Source organism: Nocardia farcinica, assembly GCF_029867845.1.
Lineage (GTDB): Bacteria > Actinomycetota > Actinomycetes > Mycobacteriales > Mycobacteriaceae > Nocardia > Nocardia farcinica_A.
The window spans coordinates 1-5525 of the sequence record NZ_JARWRU010000482.1 but is presented as its reverse complement, the minus strand read 5'-3'; the positions used below and the strand labels follow the sequence as shown (position 1 = coordinate 5525).

The following is a 5525-nucleotide window of genomic DNA, read 5'->3' as shown; positions in this document are numbered from 1 at the left end:
GCCACGATCTCCTCCACCGGCGACTGCGGCGCGCGGAACCGCCTGGCCTGCACCACCGGAGCGGGCAGGGCGCGCCGGTCCAGCTTGCCGTTGGGCAGCAACGGCACCTCGTCGAGCACCATGACCGCGGCGGGCACCATGTACGACGGCAGCACCCGCGCCAGGTCGGCGCTCAGCTCCGCCCCGGTGACCCGCGCTCCGGCAGCCGGGACCACATAGGACACCAGCATGGTGACCGCGCCCTCGCGCCGAGGGACGGTGACGGCGAAGGCGATGTCCGCACGCGCGGCCAGCAGGGCGTCGATCTCGCCGAGTTCCACCCGGAAGCCGCGGATCTTGACCTGGAAATCGTTGCGGCCCACGAAGGCGATCCGGCCGTCGGCGGTCCAGCGCACCAGGTCGCCGGTGCTGTACATGCGTTCGCCCGGTTCCCCGTACGGGCAGGCCACGAAACGGGCCGCGCTGACGTCGGGCTTGTTCAGGTAGCCGCGTGCCGCGGCCGGGCCCGCCAGGTACAGCTCGCCCGCGACACCGGCCGGGACCGGCCGCAGCCTGCTGTCGAGCACCAGTGCCCTGATGCCGGGCAGCGGGACGCCGATGGTCGGCCGGTCGCCCGGCCGCACCCAGCGCGCGGCGGTGGCGATGATGGTGGCCTCGGTGGGGCCGTAGAGTACCCGGAACTCGCGGCGGCGGGCCCGGTCGGTGCCCGCCCACCGGCGCACCAGATCTTCGGGCACCTGCTCGCCGCCGGACATGACCAGCCGCAGGTCGTCCAAGCCGTCGGGGTCTACCGAGGCCAGCGCGGCCGGGGTGACGAAGGCGTGGGTGACGCGGCGGGCGCGCAACAGGTCGGCCAGTTCCCGGCCGCCGTAGGTGCCGACCGGGGCGATCACCAGGGTCGCCGCGGCGCAGGCCGCCGTCCAGATCTCGAGCAGCGAGGCGTCGAAGGACGGCGAGGCGAAATGCAGCACCCTGGCGGTGGGCCCGAGATCGCTGTCGGCGTACTGCCCGGCGTAGAAGTCGGCGATGCCCGCGTGGCTGACGGCCACGCCCTTGGGCACGCCGGTGGAGCCGGAGGTGAAGATGACGTACGCGGTGTTCTCCGGGCGCAGCGGGTGGGTGCGGTCGTCGTCGGTGACCTCCTCCTCCGAGCAGGCGGCCAGCCGGTCGGTGACAGCCGGATCGTCGAGCACGATCCAGTCCACCGCACCGGGCAGCTCCTCGCGCACCGCGGACACCGTGATGCCGAGCGTCGCCCCGGATTCGGTGACCATCTGTTCCTTGCGGGCGGCCGGGTAGGCCGGGTCGACCGGGACGAAGGCGGCGCCGGACTTCACCACCGCCCACCAGGCCAGCACCGATTCGACCGAGCGCGCGACGGCGACCAGCACCGGCACCTCGGGGCCCGCGCCCGCGGCGATCAGCAGCCGGGCCAGGCGGTTGGCGCGCTCGTCGAGTTCGGCGTAGGTCAGCTCCGCGTCGTCGGCGAGCACCGCCGCGCCGCGCGGGTTCTCGCGCACGGCAGCGGCGAACAGGTCGGCGAGCGTGGCGGGGGCGGCGTCGAGTTCCGGCCGTGCGCCCACCCGCGAGACCAGCTCGGCGCGTTCGTCCTCGGCCAGCCATTCGAGGTCGCCGACCGGGGTGGACGGTTCGGCGGCGATGCCGGCCAGCAGCCGGGTGAGGCGTTCGGCGAAGCTCGCCGCGGTCGACTCGTCGAACAGGTCGCGGGCGAACATCAGCTGCGCCGAGATACCCTGCGCGACACCGGCTTCGTCGTACTCGTCGGAGATCATCAGCTGCAGGTCGAACTGGCTGACGCCGGTGTCGGCCTCGGCGCGCGAGACCACCACCTCCGGTAGCGAGACCTCGATGCCGGTCAGGTTCTGGAAGGCCAGCGCCACCTGGAACAGCGGATGGTGCGAGCCGGAGCGGTCGGGGTTGAGTTCCTCGACCACCCGCTCGAACGGCACGTCGGCGTGTTCGAAGGCACGCAGGTCGGTGTCCCTGGTGCGGCGCAGCACGTCGGTGAACGACTCCCCCGCCTCGACGGGCGTGCGCAACACGAGGGTGTTGACGAACATGCCGACCAGGTCCTCGAGCCCCTCCTCGCCGCGACCGGCGATCGGGGTGCCGATCACCACGTCGTCGGTGTCGGCGAGGCGGGCCAGCAGCACTGCGAGCGCGGCGTGCACGACCATGAACAGCGACGCGCCCTGCCCGTGGCCGATGTCGAGCAACCTGCGGTGCACCTCGGCGTCCACGCGCAGCGGAATCCGCCCGCCGGTCAGCGAGGACACCGCGGGCCGCGGCCGGTCGGTGGGCAGCGCCAGCTGATCGGGTGCGCCCGCCAGGGTCTCGCGCCAGTAGGCGAGCTGTTCGCTGAGCAGCGAATCCGGGTCGTCGGCCGAGCCGAGCACCTGCCGTTGCCACAGGGCGTAGTCGGCGTACTGGACCGGCAGCGGATCCCAGACCGGGGCGTGCCCGGCCACCCGCGCGGTGTAGGCGGTCATCACGTCGCGGGCCAGCGGCCCCATGGACTGGCCGTCGCCTGCGATGTGGTGCACGACCATGACCAGCAGGTATTCGCCCTCGTCTGCGGAGCGGCGGCGGCCGGCGAGCTCGAACAGGCCGACCCGCATGGGCACCCGGCTCGTCACGTCGAAGCCACCGCGCACGAACTCGGCCACGGCCTCGGCGACCGCCTCCTCACGGGCGGGCGCCATGCGGGTGAAGACCGGCTCCGGGTCGTCGAGGATCAGCTGGTACGGCTCGCCCTCGGTCTCCGGGTAGACGGTGCGCAGCACCTCGTGCCTGGCCATGACGTCGCGCAGGGCGGCCTCGAGCGCGGCCACGTTCAGCCTGCCGGACAGCCGGAGCGCGACCGGGATGTTGTAGGCGGCCGAGTCGGGTTCGTAGCGGTTGAGGAACCACATCCGCTGCTGGGCCAGCGAAAGCGGCACCACCTCGGGCCGCACCCCCGCGGTGAGCGCCACCCGCCCGCGTCCGCCGATGTCCCTGGCGAGTTCGGCCAGCGCGCCGACCGTCGGCGCCTCGAAGACCGCGCGCACCGGCACGCGGCAGTCGAGGGCGGCGCCGACCCGCGCCGCCACCAGCGACGCGCTCAGCGAGTCGCCGCCGAGTGCGAAGAAGTCGTCGTCCACGCCGACCCGCTTGACCTCGAGCACGTCCTCGAAGGCCGCCGCGACCACGCCCTCCACCCAGGTGCTCGGCGGACGGAACTCACGGGCGGCGAACTCGGGCTCGGGCAGCCGGTCGCGGTCGAGCTTGCCGGTGGGGGTTCTCGGCACCTCGTCGAGCACCACGACCGCCTGCGGCACCATGTAGGCGGGCAGCCGCTCGCCGAGCGCCGCGCGCAACGCCGCGCTCAGCGCCGCGCGCCCGCCGTCGCCGGACACACCGGTCCCCTCCGCGTCCGTCTCCTCCGTATGCGTACCCTCCGTATGCGTGCCCTCCACGCCTGCCCCCTCCACACGGGTCCCCTCGGCGGGCACCACGTAGGACACCAGTACCGGGGCGCGCCCCTCCCCCCGGTGCGGCACGGTGACCGCCCAGGCGACCTCGGGCAGCTCGGTGAGCGCGGCGTCGATCTCGCCGAGCTCGATCCTGGTGCCGCGGATCTTGACCTGGAAGTCGTTGCGGCCGAGGAACTCCAGGTCACCGTCGGCGGTGGCGCGCACGATGTCGCCGGTGCGATACATCCGCTGGCCCGGCTTGCCGAACGGGCACGGCACGAAACGGGCGGCGGTCATGCCCGGCTTGCCGCTGTAACCGTCGGCCAGGCCGGGTCCGAACAGGTACAGCTCGCCCGCGACGCCCTCGGGCACCGGCCGCAGCCAGGTGTCGAGCACCGCGGTCGAGACCGGGCCGACCGGGCCGCCGATGGTGATCGGCGCACCGGGTCGCATCGGCGCGCTCGCGGTCGCCCAGATGGTGGACTCGCTCGGCCCGTAGAGGTTGATCATGGTGCGGCCGGGCGCCCACCGTTCCACCAGTTCCGGGCCGACCGCCTCGCCGCCGGTCATCACCGTGTGCAGTTCGTCCAGACCGTCGGCGGGCACGGTGGCCAGCGCGGACGGGGTGACGATGGTGTGCGTGACGTGCTCACGGCGCATCAGCTCGGCCAGTTCGGGGCCGCCGTAGACGTCGGCGGGCGAGATGACCAGGCAGCCGCCGGAGGCGTGCGCCAGCAGCAGCTCGAACACCGAGGCGTCGAAGCTGGGCGAGGCGACCTGAAGCACCCGCGAGTGCGGACCGACGCCGAGGTGCTTGCGCTGCGCGGCCACCAGCGGCGCCAGGCCGCGATGGGTGACCAGCACACCCTTGGGCAGACCGGTGGACCCGGAGGTGTGGATCAGGTACGCGACGGCCTCGATCGGGATGCGGCCGCCGCGTTCGGCGTCGGTCACCGGCCCCGAGGGCGCGTAGGCGGTCGCGCGCCGGATGCGCTCGTCGTCGAGCAGGATGGTGTCGATCGTCTCGGGCACCTGTTCGGCGAACCGGCTGTCGGTCACCGCGGTGCGCGCGCCGGAGTCGGTCAGCAGGTACTCGATGCGCTCGGCGGGCAGCCGGGGATCGACGTGCTGGACCACGGCGCCGATCTTGGCGATCGCCCACAGCGTGCGCACGGCGTCGGCCGAACGCGGCAGCACGCACGCGGCGACGGCGCCGCGCCGCACACCGTGCGCCAGCAAGACGCGGGCCAGCCGGTCGGAGGATTCGTCGAGCTCCCGGTAGGTGGTCACCTGCCCGTCGTAGACCACGGCCGGCGCGTCCTGACCGGTGGCGGCCGTGGCCGTCAGCAGATCGGCCAGGGTGCACGAGGACAGCCGGTGGCCGCCGAGCTCGGGCATGCGGATCTGCGGCGGCTCCTCGTGTTCGAGTTCGCCCAGCCGCCTGCCCGGGTGCTCGGCGATCCGGGACAGCGACTCCACGAAGCGATCGAGCACCCGGTGTGCCGTCGGCAGGTCGAAGTCGTGTTCGAGGAAGCGCAGGGTGGCGCGCAACGCCGGGGTGCCGTCCTCGGCGTAGGTGGGCGTGACCACCAGGCTCAGCGGGAACGGGGTGGCGTCGACGCCGCTGATCTCCTCCACCCGCAGCCCGGCCGAGTCGACCAGCCGCTGCAACGCGGGGCGGTCCACCGGGAAGGACTGGAAGGCGATGGCGGTGTCGAACAGCTCCGGCATGCCCGCGGCGCGCTGGATGTCGGGCAGGCCGATGAAATGGTGGTCCATCATCCTGGCGTGGGCGGCCTGGATGTCGGCGAGCAGCTCGCCCAGGGTGGCGGTGGGTTCGAGCCGGATGCGCAGCGGGATGGTGTTGAGGAACATGCCGAGCGCCCGGTCGACGTTCGACAACTCCGGCGGCCTGCCGGAGACGGCGGCGCCGAAGATCACCTCGGTCTCCCCGGTGAGCACCCGCAGGTTCAACGCCCACGCGGCGGCGATGGCCGCGTTGACGGTGACCGCGGCATCGGAGGCGATGCGCCGGAGCAGTTCGTAGGTGCC

1 protein-coding gene is annotated in these 5525 nt (G+C 73.3%); it reads right to left on the bottom strand.

What is annotated here, in order from left to right:
* Positions 1-5525, bottom strand: a 5525-nt coding sequence (locus tag QH283_RS10385) for a non-ribosomal peptide synthetase (protein WP_280502809.1), incomplete at both ends; no start/stop codon positions are given.